We start from the raw sequence: 14,939 nt of genomic DNA on the forward strand, positions 1-14,939 counted from the left end.
GGGGGCCGGACAGGGGAGGGCAAACCGTGTTGACCAGGCGGTTTGCCGAGGCCTGCGCGCGGAGTAGACTGCGCCTCTCAAAGGATCTGAAGGAGTCGTTACGCCGATGTCTACCGGTACCCACGCCATGGAAAGTCCCCTGCTGGGCATCGACCTGGGCACCACCAACAGCCTCATCGCCGTTTGGCGCGAGGGGCGTGCGGAGCTTATTCCCAATGCCCTCGGCGAGGTCCTCACGCCCTCAGCGGTGAGCCTGGACGAAGATGGCAGCATCCTCGTCGGCAGCGCTGCCCGTGCCCGGCTGACCACTCATCCACTGCGCAGCGTGGCGGCATTCAAGCGCTACATGGGCAGCGACAAGCGTTTCACGCTGGGCAACCGTCAGTTCACCCCGGAAGAACTCTCGGCGCTGGTGCTCGGCTCGCTCAAGGCCGATGCCGAGGCTCACCTCGGCATGCCGGTGAGCACGGCGGTGATTTCGGTGCCCGCCTATTTCAGCGATGAACAGCGCAAGCGCACGGTGTTCGCGGCGGAGCTGGCCGGGCTGCGCGTCGAGCGCCTGATCAACGAACCGACTGCCGCGGCAATGGCCTACAGCCTGCACGAGCAGCAGTTCGAGCGCACCCTGATCTTCGACCTGGGCGGCGGCACCTTCGACGTCACCGTGCTCGAATACGCGCTGCCGCTGATCGAGGTGCATGCCTCTACCGGCGACAACTTCCTGGGGGGCGAAGATTTTACCGAAGCTCTGCTCGGGGCCTGCCTGGACGATTGGCAACTGGCGCGCAGCGCGCTGGACAGCCAGGCGCTGGCGAGCCTGGAAGATGCCCTGGAGCAACTCAAGCGGCGCCTCGCCGACGGTCCGCAGACGCTGGACTGGATGGGTCGCCAGTGGCAGCTGGACGAGGCGCGCGCCCTGCAGATCTGGACGCCGCTGCTGACCCGTCTGCGTCAGCCGATCGAGCAGGCCCTGCGCGATGCGCGGCTCAATCCGCGTGACCTCGACAGCCTGGTGCTGGTCGGTGGCGCCACGCGCATGAGTGCGGTGCAGCAACTGGTGGCGACCCTGTTCGGCCGTCTGCCCTACCGGCACCTCGACCCGGACACCATCGTCGCCCTCGGCGCCGCCGCCCAGGCCGCCTGCAAGGCGCGCGACCATGCCATCGAGGAAGTCATCCTCACCGACGTCTGCCCCTATACTCTGGGGATCGCCTCGCGCCGCAGCGACGAGCAGCCCGGCGCCTTCTCACCGATCATCGAGCGCAACACGGTGATCCCGACCTCGCGGGTGCAGCGCTACTACACCACCCACGCGCAGCAGGAGTACATCCGCATCGAGGTCTACCAGGGCGAGCGCCCCTGGGTGCGCGATAACATCTTCGTCGATGCCTTCGAGGTGAAGCTGGTCCAGACCGGGCAGGTGCAGGCACTGGATGTGCGCTTCAGCTACGACATCAACGGCCTGCTGGAAGTGGACGTGACCCTGGAGAACGGCCAGCGCCACGGCCATGTGATCGACCGCAGCCCCACCGGCCTGAGTGCCGAGGCACGGGCCACCAGCCAGGCACGCCTGGCCGGGTTGAAGATCCACCCGCGCGATACCTTGCCCAACCGCACGCTGCTGGCACGCCTGGAACGCGCCTGGATGCAGACCCTGGGGGCCGAGCGCGAGCAGATCGGCCAGTGGCTGGACGAGTTCCAGAACGTACTCGGCACCCAGCAGGAGCAGCCGATCACCGCCGCGCGGCAGCGCCTGGAGCAACAGCTCGAAGTGCTAAGGTTCTGATTTCGGCAGTGCCTGTCTGCCGTTGTTCAGGCGTCGCAATTGCGCTTGCAGAGACTTCACCCTAGGCGTTGCGGCACCGCTCGGTAAGCCGTAGCGGTTGGCAAGTGGATCACCCGGCCAGACGAAAAGTATTAACAGCATGTAGGGCAGCAAGAAACTGCCGCTCAGCAGCATCAGCAGGGTTCCGATGCCGCGGCTCATGTCATGCAGGCGGCGCAGCAGGTTGCCAATCAGCACCAGCACTGCAATACCTAGTACTCCCAAGGCCAGGTCGCCGCTTAGTTCGTCGGTGGCGACGATCAGCGGTAATGTCACGCCTGCCAGGCACAAGGTCTGCAAGATGAGATTCAGGCGGTTCAGACGACCGCCCAGGCGCCAGAACTGCCATTGCGCTGCCCGCCCAGAAGTCTGCTCGGGTTGCGGTAGCAGGCCTTCGCAGCGCGACAACAGCAGGGCCAGGGTCAGGCGTGTGGCTAGAGCTGTGGCGTCGCTGTCCTTGGCTTTCTGCAGTTTGCGCATCACGGCGGTGCGCGGCAGCTGCGGGTGCTTGTCGCCGAACAGCTCGCGCATGGCTTCGAATACAGCCTGTATGACGGCATATTCCAGCTTATTGTCCCGGCACACCCCCTGTGAAAGCGCCTGTGGGTTGCCCTTGATCAGACCCTGACGAAAGGGTTCGAACCACTTCTCGGCACAGGTGAAGCCCTTCAGCCGTTGCAGGGCCTCGTCGTGTTGCTTCTGTCCCAGTGTTGGGTCGTGATAAAGCGCGGCATCCAGCAGCATCTGGCCAACGGGATCGTTGTGCAGTTCATGACCATACCTTTGCACGCAGGCCTCGATGCGCGCCGCCGACGGCAGTCGCAAGGGGTTGAGCAGAATCTCTGGACTAACCAGCTCGCTGGCTATGAGCCTCTGCAGGACATCCCGCTCGTCGAGCTCTAGTACCCAGTGCCATGGCGTATCCGCGGCCAGCAACTGCGCCTTCACTTCATGCGCCGGGTGTGCGGGATCGGTGGGCAGCCTCGCTAGGTTGTCGCCCAGGCGCTCCAGCCAGCCTTCCGGCTGTTCCATCAAGCCCAGCAACAGCAGCGTCTGGCATTGCCAGCGCCAGCGTGCGGCCAGCTCGTCAGGTACTGCCGGTAGGCTGCGGCCGGACTGCTGTAGCGTCAGTTGCAGTTCGAAGCAGGAGGTTTTGTGCCAGTTCTCGATCGGCGCCAGTAGTCTGCACAGGCTTTGCAGCGTGGCGTTGTCGTAATGGCGCAGGCGGCGAAGCCAGCTCAGCATCTGCGCGCGGGCGACGGTGTTGTCGCACAGGGCCTGGGGCAAGGCCGCGCCGGGCGTCGCCAGCGCATGTTGCAGTGCCTGCACGGCGGGCGATTCACGCAGCCATTGCAGCTGTTGCCCGGCCAGGTAGACGAAGCCTTGCTGCACGATGACGCCGAGCGGGTGCTCATCGGCCGCCAGGTTCAGCAGCGGCTCAATGTCCGCCGCCTCGCCACGCTGTAGCAGCCAGGCCTGGCGATACAGGCGGGTCAGCGGCGTATCCAGTGCGCTGAACAGTTCGGCGAGGAACGGCCATTCGCTGTCGCCCAGCTGCCAGGCGACGAAGGTGCGTGCGAGGGCCGGCAGGTTGGTGTCGGTCGCTCGCAGCCAGCGGGCCAGGGTCTGCGGGCTCTGCGCCGGCTCGGCATCGCTCAGGCGGTTGTCGTCGAGGGCGTACTGTCGGCCCAGGTCCTGCTGGCTGCGGTCGCAGGCCATGATCAGCAGGGGCAGGTGCTCCGGTGCATGGTAGGCGCTCCACGCCAGCAGCCAGGCGGCCGCTTCGGGCATCTCGCGTTCCAGCCACAGGCGTGCCCACAGGTCGAGAGCATCCTGGTCATGGTGCTGTTTCTGCAGCGCCAGCAGGTAGAGGATGTCGAGATCGTCCGGCTCCTCGGCGTGACGCGCCTGGTAGTGCTCCAGGGCACCGCTGAGGGCCACGCCGGCCAGGGTGCACTGACGGTACAGATGCGGGTAGTAGGCCGGATCGGCGGGCATCGGCAGGCACAGGTGCAGGGAGCTCCAGCCGCGGAACTCCTGCAGCGGCCGGTTCTGGAACAGGTGCTCGAGGGTGCGCACGTACCAGAGGTTCTCCACCTGCGCCACGCTCGGCCAGTCGCGGAGGGTGGCGAGGTCGAACGGGTCGGGTTCGGCAATGCGCTGCAGCAACTGGTCGAGCGGCTCGGCTTCTTCGAAGGGTAGCTGCATCAGGCGGTTGGCCCAGGCCATGCGCTCGGTCAGCAGCCGTGCGCAGCGGTGCGACAACGGCCCGTTACTGAGCAGCAGGTGGCGCAGCGAGCCGTCGATGCTCTCCAGCACGTCCAGCGGCAGCTGGTCCAGCGACCGGCAGTAGTCCTGCCAGGCCTCGGGGCGAAAGCGCCGGCCGGCATCCTGCAGCAGCTCGGCGAACTGCTGTACGGCCTGTTCGCTGGCGCTGGGCATTGCGGCCGCTTCGCTGGCCTCGCCGCGCGCGTGGCGCAGGGCATCCTCGTAGGCCCCGCGCAGCGCCTGGAAGCCTTCGGGGTCGCGCTCCGGATGGACCTCGGGCAGGCGTGTGCGGTAGGCCGTGCGAATGGCGTTCTGATCGTCTGTCGGCTCGATGCCGAGGTGTTCCCAGCAACTCATGACCAGTCGAACGCCTCCAGCGATTCAGGTTTTTCCGGCAGATCCAGCTCCAGGTCCCAGTGCAGGTCGTCCAGTCCTGCCGCCGGGTTCATCACCAGCTCGCGGGCCAGCGCGACGTGCGTCGGGTTGCTGCCCTGGCGGCTGATGCACAGCGCCAGTTCGTCTGCCTGCTCGTGGCCGAGGCAACTCCAGTAGCTGCGGCCGATGAGAAAGCCGGCCAGGTAGCTCTGCCAGTTCTGGTAGTAGTAGCGCGCCCGCAGGCCCAGACGGCTGTGCAGCCAGAGGTTTTCCTCGAGGCTGAGCCAGCCGTTGAGCTGACCGATGCGGGCGAGGAAGCTCATGCGCCCCAGGTCCCAGGCGCGAATGCCGCCGGAGCCGCACACCAGGATGGTATCGGCGACGTAGCGGTAGGCGACCTGCTGGCTGGCATCCAGGCTGTCGACCAGCCTCTGCCATTCGCTTGGCAGCAGGCGCGCGTTGTCCCAGTAGGCACCGCTCAGATCGCTGGCATGGCCGTTGTCGGTCATGCGCTGGATCATCGCCAGCAGGGCCGGGCGATCGGCGATGTCCCAGGACTCGGTCAGGTCGACGAATTCGTTGTCCGGATAGAAATTCGGCAGGTCGTAGCGGGCGTCGTAGCGGGCATTGATCGCCACCATCGGTGCGGAAAGGGCGAAGAGCCAGCGTCGTTGCAGTTCATCCATGGGCGGAGGGCCATTCTTCCTTGAGCGGGAGGGCGCCATCCTAGGAGCTGTGGGCAGGGCGCTGCAAGTGCCTCGCGGGAGTCCTGGGCGAAAGCGCTCAACCGACGACCGGTAGGTCAGCCGGCTGCATCCGCCCTGCTGCGGCCAGGGTGCGGCGTCAGTTCGTGGCGTCCGGCGAAAGTTGGACGCCAGGCTGTGAAATTGTCCACATCCCGGTTGGGCACTGCGTCTGTCTCGGGTATTCTGCCGCCACGTCAGGGCTGCCGCCGCCGCGCCAGGTGCGAAGCACGCCCTTAGGCACCATTACAAGAACATCGCCTATGACCGCCACGACTAGCGCCGTAATCCAAGAGGTGACGCTGGACCCGCATCAGGCTGCACGTCAGTTCGCCACTGACATTGCCGTCGAGCGTACGCGCTTGCTGTTTCAGGGCTCGCGTCTGCCCACGCTGTTGATGTTGCTGGTCGGCCTGGCCTGCACGTCTTTGCTCTGGCAGCAGCAGAGTGCCTCGCTGCTGGTCGCCTGGCTGGTCTGGGTGGTGCTGTTGGCGCTGTTGCGTCTGACCCAGGTGAAAGCGTTCAACGATGCCCCGGCAAGACGACAGGCAGAGCCTTACTGGCGGCGCGTTTTTCTGTTGGGTGCCGGTGCTTCGGGCCTGAGTCTGGCTTTTGCGGTAATCGCCCTGGTTCCCGCCGACGTGTTCTTTCAGCAGGTCCTGGTGTATGGGCTGATTGCCGCGGCGATTCTGTCCGCCAGTGTCGCCTACGCCGTCAGCCTGCCGGCTTTCCTGACCTTCGCTTTGCCTTGTCTGCTGCCGTCGGCGGCCTTCCTGCTGTTGAGCGACAACAGCCTGCAGCGTGGCTGGGGGCTGATCAGCGTGATTCTCTTGCTGACCCTGCTGATCGTGGCCTGGCAGGTCAATCGCCTGGTGCAGCGCAGCCTGCTGCAGCGTTTCCACAATCTGGCGCTGATCACCAACCTCGAACAGGCCAAGCAGCGGGCCGAGGGGCTGAACGAAGAACTGGCCCGTGAAGTGGAGCAGCGTCGTCGGGCCGAGCGCGAGTTGCGAGGGGCTCATGGCGAGCTGGAGATGCGTGTGGCCGAGCGTACCCTGGAGCTGGACGAAGCCACGCACGCGCTGGGCAAGAGCCAGGCGCGCCTGGCCCTGGCGCTGGAGGCCAGTGAGCTGGGGCTTTGGGACTGGGATCTGCAAAGCGATCAGGTGCATCACTCGCACCTGCGTGAGTTGTTCGGCCTCGACCCCGAGCAGGTCAGGGAAATGCTGCGTGATCTGCGCCCTCGGCTGCATCCCGACGACCTGCCGACGCTGCGCCGCGCCTTGCTCGAGCATATGAAGGGGCGCAGCGAGGACTATCACGTCGAGTACCGCGTGCGCCATGCCGAGGGCCACTGGGTGTGGGTCGAGGACCGTGGCCGCGCGGTCGAGCGCGACTCCAGTGGGCGAGTGCTGCGCATGCTCGGTACTCGTCGCAATGTCAGCGCACGGCGTCAGCAGGAGGAACAGCAGCGCCTGGCCGCCATGGTGTTCGAAGCGGCCAGCGAGGGCATTTTCATCCTCGACGCGGAGTACCGGCTGCTGGCGGTGAATCGGGCCTTCAGCTGTGTGACCGGTTATTGCCGCGAAGAGGTGCTCGGGCAGCGGGTCAGCAGTTTGCTCGGTAGTGACGAGATGCGCCGACAGTACCTGCAGATCAAAGAGGAACTGGACGTCAGTGGCAGCTGGCAGGGCGAGCTGACCGAGACGCGCAAGAGCGGCGAACTCTATCCGCAGTGGTTACAGCTCAATCTGGTACGCGACAGCGCGGATCGGCCCAGTCATATCGTCGGCTTCTTCGCCGACCTGAGCGCGCGGCGTGAAGCCGAAGAGCGCCTGCGCTATCTGTCGCATTACGACGAGCTGACAGGCCTGGCCAACCGCACGCTGTTTCGCGAGCGCCTGCACGAGGCCGCTCAGCGTGCCCGGCAGAGTGGCCGCAGCATCGCCCTGATGCATATCGATCTGGACCGTTTCAAACTGCTCAACGACAGCCTTGGCCATGAGGTCGCCGACCAGTTGCTGCGGCAGATCACCCGCCGTCTGACCCACAACGTGCCGGAGGCCGACTGCATCGCGCGGCTGTCCGGGGACGAGTTCGCCATCGTCCTCGATGTCTATGGCAGCCTCTCCAGCCTGGCGCGGGTGGCCAGTCGTCTGCTGGCCAAGCTGCGCGTGCCGATGAGCGTGGGCGGTCATGAGCTGGTGGTCAGCGCATCGCTGGGGATCAGCCTGTTGCCGGACTATGCCCGGGAAATCAGCGCGCTGATCAGCCAGGCGAACATGGCCGTCCAGCATGCCAAGCACTTGGGCGGTAACACCTTCCAGTTCTTCACCGACAACCTGCAGGCCTGCACCCTGGAGCGCCTGCAGCTGGAAAACCAGCTGCGCAAGGCGATCGAGGAGGGGCAGCTGGAGGTGTTCTACCAACCGAAGCTGAACCTGGCCGACGACCAGCTCAACGCTGCCGAAGCACTGGTGCGCTGGCGCCACCCGCAGCAGGGTTTGGTACCGCCTGGGGAGTTCATCGGCTTGGCCGAGGAGACCGGGCTGATTACCGCGATCGGCGAGTTCGTCCTGCGCCGGGCCTGTAGCCAGGCGTGCGAGTGGCAGCGCCAGGGGCTGGCGGAGATTCGCGTGTCGGTGAACATCTCGGTGCATCAGCTGCGCCAGGGCAACCTCACCAGCCTGGTGCGCCAGGTGCTCGAGGAGACCGGCCTGGCGCCGCAGTATCTGGAACTGGAGCTGACCGAGAGCCAACTGCTGGACAACGTCGAGAGCGTTATCGTGACCTTCCAGCAGTTGCGCGCCCTGGGCGTGAAGCTGGCGATCGACGATTTCGGCACCGGCTATTCCTCGCTCAGCTACCTCAAGCGCTTCCCGGTGCACTACGTGAAGATCGATCAGACCTTCATTCGCGACCTGTCACCGGGTGGCGAAGATGCGGCAATCACCCGCGCCATCATCGCCATGGCGCACAGCCTGGAACTCAAGGTCGTCGCCGAGGGCGTGGAGACCCAGGCGCAGATGGACTATCTCAAGAGCCAGGGCTGCGACGAGATTCAGGGCTTCCTGATCAGCCGCCCGGTGGAGGCCCAGGCCTTTGCCGAGTTACTGCGTACGCAGATCGACAATCCCCTCGATTGAGACGTGGCCCGAGCCGGGCGCGGCCGATGCTCACTTGGCGAACAGCTGACCGATGTCCTTGAACGCCTTGAACTCCAGGGCGTTACCGCACGGATCGAGGAGGAACATGGTGGCCTGCTCGCCGACCTGGCCCTTGAAGCGCACATAGGGCTCGATGACGAAGGCGGTTTCGCGGCTGCGCAAACGCTCGGCCAGCGCCTCCCAGTCGTCCCAGCCGAGCACCACGCCGAAGTGCGGCACCGGTACATCGTGGCCGTCCACCGGATTGCTCACCGCGGCTTCCTGATAGGCCATCTTCGGCGCCTCATGGAGCACCAACTGGTGGCCGAAGAAGTCGAAATCGACCCAGTGCTCGCTGCTGCGGCCCTCGGCGCAGCCGAACACCTCGCCATAGAAATGCCGCGCCGCGGCCAGGTCGTAAACGGGAATCGCCAGGTGAAAGGGAGCCAAGGCCATCACGGAATACCTCTGTTGGTTTTTCTGCCAGCCTAACAACAACAGAATTGTTCGAAAGCGAATATCCTTGCCGGCAAGCTCAATAAATTTTGATCAGTCGAGGCGCGGATGCTGCGTGAACTGAAGACCTTCGTCACCGTCGCTCGCCTTGGTACCTTCGCCGCTGCCGGGCAGCAGGTCAGCCTCACGCAGTCAGCGGTCAGCGCGCAGATGCGCGTGCTGGAACAACAACTCGGCGTGCGCCTGTTCGACCGCAGCGGGCGTAGCGCGGTGCTCAACGCCGCCGGCCGGCACGCCCTGCCGCTGGCCGAGCAGATGCTCGTGCTGTACAGCCAGATGGCGCAGCCGCCGGGCGCCGGTGAATGGCTCGGCGAGCTGCGCGTGGGTGCTATCGCCACCCTGCAGACCGGCTTGCTGGCGGAGGCGCTGCCGCGTTTTCGCCAGCTGGCGCCACGGGTCGAGCTGAAGCTGGTGCCGGGCGTTTCACTGCAGCTGTTCAGCCAGCTGGATGCTGGCGAACTGGATCTGGCGCTGCTGATCCGTCCGCCCTTCGCCCTGCCCAAGGAGCTGCTCGAAGTGCCGCTGGCGCGTGAGCCGTTCGTGCTGATTGCACCGCTCGACGTAGCCGGCGATGACCCGCTGCACCTGCTCGCCGAGCAGCCTTTCGTGCGCTACGACCGCGCCTCGTTCGGCGGCCGCCAGGTCAGTCGCTTCCTCCGCGAGCAGCGCCTTACGGTACGTGAGGCGCTAGAGCTCGACGAGCTGGAAGCCATCGTGCGCCTGGTGGAAAACGGCATGGGCGTGGCGCTGGTGCCGCGTGCTGGCCTGTGGCTGCAACGGCCGCTGCGTTTGCGGATGATCGAGCTGGGTGAGTTGACCTTTCACCGCGCGCTGGTTGCTCTGGTACGGCGTGCTCAGCGGCAGCCGGCGCTGGATTGTCTGCTCGACTGTCTCACTGCAAGAAATTGAAAATGGTTCTCAATAAAAATAAGATGCTGCCTCCTTCTGCCCAAGACCAGGGATGTACGTGTGTCGGACTTGGATCTCAAAGGCCTGTTCCAGAAGCACGCCAAGGCGCTGCACAGCTTCCTGCTGCGCAAGAGCCGCGACCCGCAGCTGGCGGCTGACCTCACTCAGGAAAGCTTCCTGCGCCTGGCCGAGCAGGGCACTGGCGAGCGTATCGACAACTCGCCGGCCTATCTCTATCGCACCGCCAGCAACCTGCTGATCGACCACCAGCGTCAGCTGGTACGGCGCAAGACCGACCTGGCCGGCGAGGAGGTGCTGCAGGCGATCGAGGCCGGTGGCAGTTCGCTGGATGACATCACTGCCGCCCGGCAGAGCGTCGAGCGCCTGCAGCAGGCCCTCGCCGAGCTGCCGCTGCGTACCCGGGAAATCTTCCGGCTCAATCGCATCGAAGGCCTGACCCATGCCCAGGTGGCACGCGAGCTGGGTATATCCGACAGTTCGGTGCAGAAACACCTGGCCCGCGCTCTGGCCCACGTGATGGAACGACTGCAGGAAACGGATGCTCAGAGATGAGCGCGCATTACGGTAAACACCCGCGTCGCACGTCATTACATCAGGCGGGTACCATTCGGCCGGCCGCAACGACCCATAACGAGAATCGACAGTGAGCGTGATTAGCCAAGATGCGCAGGAGCGCAGCATTCGCCAGGTGGCTGCCGAGTGGGCGGTGCTGCTCGCCGACGAAGCACTCGATGAGGCCCGGCGTGAGGCATTGCAGCAGTGGCTGCAGGCCGACACCCGGCATGTCGAGGCGCTGGCCTTCGCGCAGCGTACCTGGGTGGCGCTGGGGAGCGTGTCGGCTGATGGGCCTGCGCCGCGGCGTGCCACGCCTGTGGCTGTGGTTCGTCACCCGCGGCGTCATGCGCGTCTGCGTCGCTGGAGCGCGGCCGCCTGCCTGGCGCTGTTGCTCGGCGGGCTTGGCCTGAGCCAGGGTGATCGCCTGTTGCTGCCATTGTTGGCCGACCAGCGTACGACAACGGGTGAGGTGCGCAGCCTGACCCTGGCCGACGGCAGCGAAGTCACGCTCGACAGCGCCAGTGCCATTCGCCTGGATTACTCGCCCGGCCAGCGCCGGGTCGAACTGCTGGCTGGCGCGGCAATCTTCCAGGTCGCGCCGCAGGCCGATCGGCCTTTCGTGGTCGCGGCTTCAGGCGGTACCGCGCAGGCGCTGGGCACGCGTTTTCTGGTGCAGCGCGACGATAGCGATGGCGCCCTGGTGGCGGTGCTGGAGCATGCCGTACAGGTCACTGCCGGAGGCCAGCAGCAGCGTCTGGAGGAGGGCGACAGCCTGCATTACGACGCCAGCGGCATGAGTCGCACGGCGCTCGATTTGCAGCGTGCCACCAGCTGGCAGCGTGGCCTGCTGGTGTTCGACCGTATGCCGTTGGCACAGGTGGTCGAGCAGCTCAACCGCTACCGCCCGGGCCTCATCATGATCGGCGATGAAGCGCTGGCACAGCGCGAGGTCAGCGGCGTATTCCGCCTGGATGCACTCGACGATGCGCTCGCCACGCTGGTGCGGGAAATGCACCTGCAGCAGGCGCAGTTGCTGGGTCTCAGCCTGATCTATTGAACGACTGCCCGAACGCCTGAGCGGCGTCGTAAAAATTTTTTCAGTTTTTTCTTACTGACTTTCTCCGGCTTGTGCGTCCTTGTTGTTAGTGATTTTCATTACCAACAATAAGTATTTCGGAGTTCGTCGTGAGTCATCGCAGTTCTGCAGTACCTCCTGCTGCGCATCGTCATTCTTCCCTGCTGCTCAGCGGGGTTGCGCTGGGCGTGGCCCTGGCGCTGAGCAGCCATGTCGGCGCCGCCGAAACGGCGGGTACGGCATCGACCGCGCAACGTCAGGTGATGCCATTCAATATCGCCGCCCAGCCACTGGACCGCGCCGCCCTGGCGTTCGCCGAGCAGGCCGGCGTGCAGGTGTTCTTCGACAGTGCGCGTTTGCAGGGTTTCGACAGCATGGCGCTGAACGGACGCTACCCGCTCGACGAAGCGCTGCGCCGGCTGCTGGGCAATGCGCCGGTGGACTTCCGCTTCGACGGAGCGCAACGGGTCACCCTGACCCGGCGCGAGCTGGACGATGAGCAGGCGCTACAACTGCACTCCACCACCGTGCAGGGCCGACAGCTCAGCGAGCGCCAGGAAACCTATCTACAGCCGCGTTCGGTGGCGGTGATCGATCGGGAGCAGATCGACCGCACTCCGCCTCACCACGCCGCTGACATGCTTGAGCAGTCCGCTGGTGTTTACACCGCAGTCAGTCAGCAGGACCCGGGTCTGTCGGTGAACATTCGCGGTCTCCAGGACTACGGCCGGGTCAACATGAACATCGATGGCATGCGTCAGAACTACCAACAGAGCGGCCATCAGCAACGCAACGGCACCATGTACATCGATCCTGAGCTGTTGTCGGGGGTGGTGATCAGCAAGGGGGCCAGTTCCGGGCTGGGCGGCGCAGGGGTTATTGGTGGTGTTGCCGAGTTCCGCACTGTGGAAGCGAGCGACTTTCTGGGAGACGACAAGGAGATGGGTGGTCGGCTTCGTGCAACCAGCGGCCTCGGTGGTCTGGGTAACGGCACTCATTTCATCGGCAGCGGCGTATTCGCCTTCGGCAACGACACCTGGGATGTCCTGCTGGCTGGCAGCGAACGCAACCTGGGCAACTACGAGCCGGGCTCCAATGGACGTATCGGCGAAATCCGTACCCAGGCGGGGACGGCCAATGATGCAACCGAGCGCCTGAAGAACTCCACGGTCGACTATTCCGCCAACGAGATGCGCTCGTTCCTGACCAAGTTCGGCTTGAATCTCGACGAGACGCAGCGTTTGCAGATGAGCTATCTGCGCACGGAGGTCTCCTATGACGATGCCAACCTGATGAGCGTCAGCGGTGATCGGCTCTGGGAGAAGCTCGGCAGCAGCGAAGTGACCTCGCAGAACCTGGCCCTCGACTACAGCTACGATCCGGAAAATCCGCTGATCGATTTCACAGGCAAGCTGTACTTCGTCGACAACCGCAACGAGCAGAACAACCTGGCGCGTGGCACTTCGCCGGCCTATCAGATCGAATACCGTACGCGCACCGTCGGCCTACAGCTGGAGAACACGTCCAGCTTCACGCTCGGTCAGCTCAGCGGCCTGGATTTCAACTACGGTGCAGAGCTGTTTCAGGACAAAGTCAGGCCCAAATCGGATCAGCAGGCCGAGAGTGCGGCCGTTTCCTTTCCCTATGTTGAAGGCATGACGCCGTCTGGCAAGCGCGGTATGGCCAGCGTGTTCGGCGAGCTGCGGTTTCACTATGACGACTGGCTGACGGCTAGCGCCGGATTGCGCTATGACCGCTATCGGCTGGAGGGCGAAACCGGCATGACCATCCGCCGCTTTAGTCCCCCTGCGACTTTTACTCAGGAGGCGCTGACTTTCGACGTGGACCGCGAGGAGGGGCGTTTCTCGCCGACCTTCGGTCTGGCGATCAAGCCGGGGCTCGACTGGCTGCAGTTCTTCGCCAGCTATGGCAAGGGCTGGCGGCCGCCAGCGGTGACGGAAACGCTGATCTACGGGCGGCCGCATGGCGGTGGTGGTGAGTGGATGTATCCCAACCCGTATCTTGAACCTGAGCGTTCCAGCGCCTGGGAGGTCGGCTTCAACGTTTTCCGCCAGGGCTTGCTGCAAGCGGACGACAGCCTGGGTATCAAGGTCGCCTACTTCGATACGCGTGTGGATAACTTCACCTACATGGCCATCAACCGACAGATTCCAGGGTTCGGCACCGGCGCAACCCTGGGTACGGTGGCGCATGTCAACGACCTGACTTCGACACGCTTTCGCGGTGTCGAATACCAGGCCAATTACGACAACGGGCGCTTCTACGCCGACCTCACCTACACCCACATGATCGGCAAGAACGAGTACTGCTCGAAGAATGCCTATCTCGGCGGTGCCGAGCGCTACGGCTTCGTGCCGGGCGTCGGCATCATCTCGATCCCGGACGATGACGCCAACTCGTTGGTCAGTTGCGGCGGCCTGATGGGTAGCTCCGAGTACATGCCGATGGATCGCGGTGCGCTGGTGCTGGGTAGCCGCTGGCTGGATCGTAAGCTGGATCTGGGCGCACGTATCCGTTACAGCGAGGGTTACACCGAGGATTACTCCGAGCGCAATCTCGAGGCCATCTACCCGGCGGACTGGGCGTCCTATGTGGTGTACGACTTCTTCGCCGGCTACCAGGCCACTGCGCAGACTCGTGTGAGTCTGTCGCTGGAGAACGCCTTCGACCGCGCCTACTTGGTGCCGCTGGGCGACGTATATGCCTTCACCCTCAGCCGCGGCAGAACCCTGACCGGCAGTGTCGAGTATCAGTTCTGAGAATTTGCTCATCCCGAGCGAATCGCGGCCCGTTAGCGGGCCGTGAATGACACCGATAGGAGATCAACCCATGAGCCTTTCCATTTCCTACAGCGCCACCTATGCGAGCAGCTCGCTCAGCAGCTATTTCTCGGCCTGGGAGCTGACCTTCGCTGACAACAACCACACCAGTGGCAACGTCAACGAGGGCAGTAACACCGGTGGTTTCTATCCGGGTTACCTGAGCGGCACGCAATACGCCATCTCCGGGTACGAGAGCACCGGTGCGTTTGTTGCCGAAGGTACGCTGAACTATGACATTACCACCCACGTACTGTCCGGTGATCTGGATGGTGTCGATCTGGGTGGTTACCTCTATCGGGATAGCAGCACGGGTTACCACCTGCTCGATGAGCAGGCGAGCTTCGACGGTCTGGGCCTGAGCGGCAGCGACGTGCACGACACCATCTACGCCCTGATGAGCGGTGACACCAGCGAACTGGAAGCACAGCTGAACGACATCCTCGACGACTACGGCGTCTCCACCGACGACACCTTCGACGTGGTCGCCGCTGCCCTGGCAGCCGGCCCGCTGAGCACTGGCTCGGCTGAAACAGTTGGCGTACCGGAGCTGGTCGACGACCTGGCCCTGGCGGCCTGATCGCGCGGTGATGAAAAAGGCGGCGGGGAGATCGCTCTCCCGGCCGCCGGCAACGACCGCCGTGGTGCTGGCCTGAACAACTCGCG

10 protein-coding genes are annotated in these 14,939 nt (G+C 64.6%); 7 read left to right on the forward strand and 3 right to left on the reverse strand.

Annotated elements, in window-relative coordinates:
- Positions 1–106: 106 nt before the first annotated feature.
- Complete coding sequence (locus ACJRW5_RS18200; protein WP_484571900.1) at positions 107–1,786, forward strand: Hsp70 family protein; 1,680 nt, start codon at positions 107–109, stop codon at positions 1,784–1,786.
- Here the strand turns inward: ACJRW5_RS18200 and ACJRW5_RS18205 are convergent.
- Together ACJRW5_RS18205 and ACJRW5_RS18210 are read right to left on the reverse strand one after the other, a co-directional pair.
- Complete coding sequence (locus ACJRW5_RS18205; protein WP_484571901.1) at positions 1,775–4,450, reverse strand: DUF805 domain-containing protein; 2,676 nt, start codon at positions 4,448–4,450, stop codon at positions 1,775–1,777. The genes ACJRW5_RS18200 and ACJRW5_RS18205 overlap by 12 nt on opposite strands.
- Complete coding sequence (locus ACJRW5_RS18210; RefSeq protein ID WP_484571902.1) at positions 4,447–5,154, reverse strand: DUF1266 domain-containing protein; 708 nt, start codon at positions 5,152–5,154, stop codon at positions 4,447–4,449. The genes ACJRW5_RS18205 and ACJRW5_RS18210 overlap by 4 nt, the downstream gene beginning before the upstream one ends.
- 320 nt (positions 5,155–5,474) lie before the next feature.
- Here ACJRW5_RS18210 and ACJRW5_RS18215 point away from each other — a divergent pair, with 320 nt between their 5' ends.
- Positions 5,475–8,357 (forward strand): EAL domain-containing protein, encoded by a 2,883-nt coding sequence (locus ACJRW5_RS18215; RefSeq protein ID WP_484571903.1) that lies wholly within the window; start codon positions 5,475–5,477, stop codon positions 8,355–8,357.
- Positions 8,358–8,387: 30 nt separating this feature from the next.
- Here the strand turns inward: ACJRW5_RS18215 and ACJRW5_RS18220 are convergent, their stop codons facing one another.
- Positions 8,388–8,813 carry a VOC family protein gene (locus ACJRW5_RS18220; protein ID WP_484571904.1) on the reverse strand — a complete coding sequence of 142 codons (426 nt, stop codon included), beginning with the start codon at positions 8,811–8,813 and terminating at the stop codon, positions 8,388–8,390.
- Positions 8,814–8,921: 108 nt separating this feature from the next.
- Between ACJRW5_RS18220 and ACJRW5_RS18225 the strand changes: the two genes are divergently transcribed.
- The 5 genes from ACJRW5_RS18225 to ACJRW5_RS18245 all read left to right on the forward strand — a co-directional run bounded on the left by ACJRW5_RS18225 (position 8,922) and on the right by ACJRW5_RS18245 (position 14,853).
- Positions 8,922–9,782, forward strand: coding sequence for a LysR family transcriptional regulator (locus ACJRW5_RS18225; protein WP_484571905.1), 861 nt, complete (start codon positions 8,922–8,924; stop codon positions 9,780–9,782).
- Between the two features lie 60 nt (positions 9,783–9,842).
- Positions 9,843–10,355, forward strand: a complete 513-nt coding sequence (locus ACJRW5_RS18230) for an RNA polymerase sigma factor (RefSeq protein WP_484571906.1) — start codon at positions 9,843–9,845, stop codon at positions 10,353–10,355.
- 97 nt (positions 10,356–10,452) lie between these two features.
- Positions 10,453–11,415: a FecR family protein gene (locus tag ACJRW5_RS18235; protein ID WP_484571981.1), complete on the forward strand. Its 963-nt coding sequence runs from the start codon at positions 10,453–10,455 to the stop codon at positions 11,413–11,415.
- Positions 11,416–11,543: 128 nt separating this feature from the next.
- Positions 11,544–14,213, forward strand: a complete 2,670-nt coding sequence (locus ACJRW5_RS18240) for a TonB-dependent receptor (protein WP_484571907.1) — start codon at positions 11,544–11,546, stop codon at positions 14,211–14,213.
- 70 nt (positions 14,214–14,283) lie between these two features.
- Positions 14,284–14,853: a heme acquisition protein HasA gene (locus ACJRW5_RS18245; protein ID WP_484571908.1), complete on the forward strand. Its 570-nt coding sequence runs from the start codon at positions 14,284–14,286 to the stop codon at positions 14,851–14,853.
- Positions 14,854–14,939 lie beyond the last annotated feature (86 nt).

The organism is Pseudomonas pichavaramensis, from assembly GCF_050473265.1.
Taxonomy (GTDB): Bacteria; Pseudomonadota; Gammaproteobacteria; order Pseudomonadales; family Pseudomonadaceae; genus Aquipseudomonas.

What these genes read in the sequence shown, in the direction of transcription:
- ACJRW5_RS18245 (WP_484571908.1), top strand. Translation starts at nt 14,284, where the DNA reads ATGAGCCTTTCCATTTCCTACAGCGCCACCTATGCGAGCAGCTCGCTC.
- ACJRW5_RS18220 (WP_484571904.1), bottom strand. Translation starts at nt 8,813, where the DNA reads ATGGCCTTGGCTCCCTTTCACCTGGCGATTCCCGTTTACGACCTGGCC.
- ACJRW5_RS18210 (WP_484571902.1), bottom strand. Translation starts at nt 5,154, where the DNA reads ATGGATGAACTGCAACGACGCTGGCTCTTCGCCCTTTCCGCACCGATG.
- ACJRW5_RS18205 (WP_484571901.1), bottom strand. Translation starts at nt 4,450, where the DNA reads ATGAGTTGCTGGGAACACCTCGGCATCGAGCCGACAGACGATCAGAAC.
- ACJRW5_RS18200 (WP_484571900.1), top strand. Translation starts at nt 107, where the DNA reads ATGTCTACCGGTACCCACGCCATGGAAAGTCCCCTGCTGGGCATCGAC.
- ACJRW5_RS18215 (WP_484571903.1), top strand. Translation starts at nt 5,475, where the DNA reads ATGACCGCCACGACTAGCGCCGTAATCCAAGAGGTGACGCTGGACCCG.
- ACJRW5_RS18225 (WP_484571905.1), top strand. Translation starts at nt 8,922, where the DNA reads ATGCTGCGTGAACTGAAGACCTTCGTCACCGTCGCTCGCCTTGGTACC.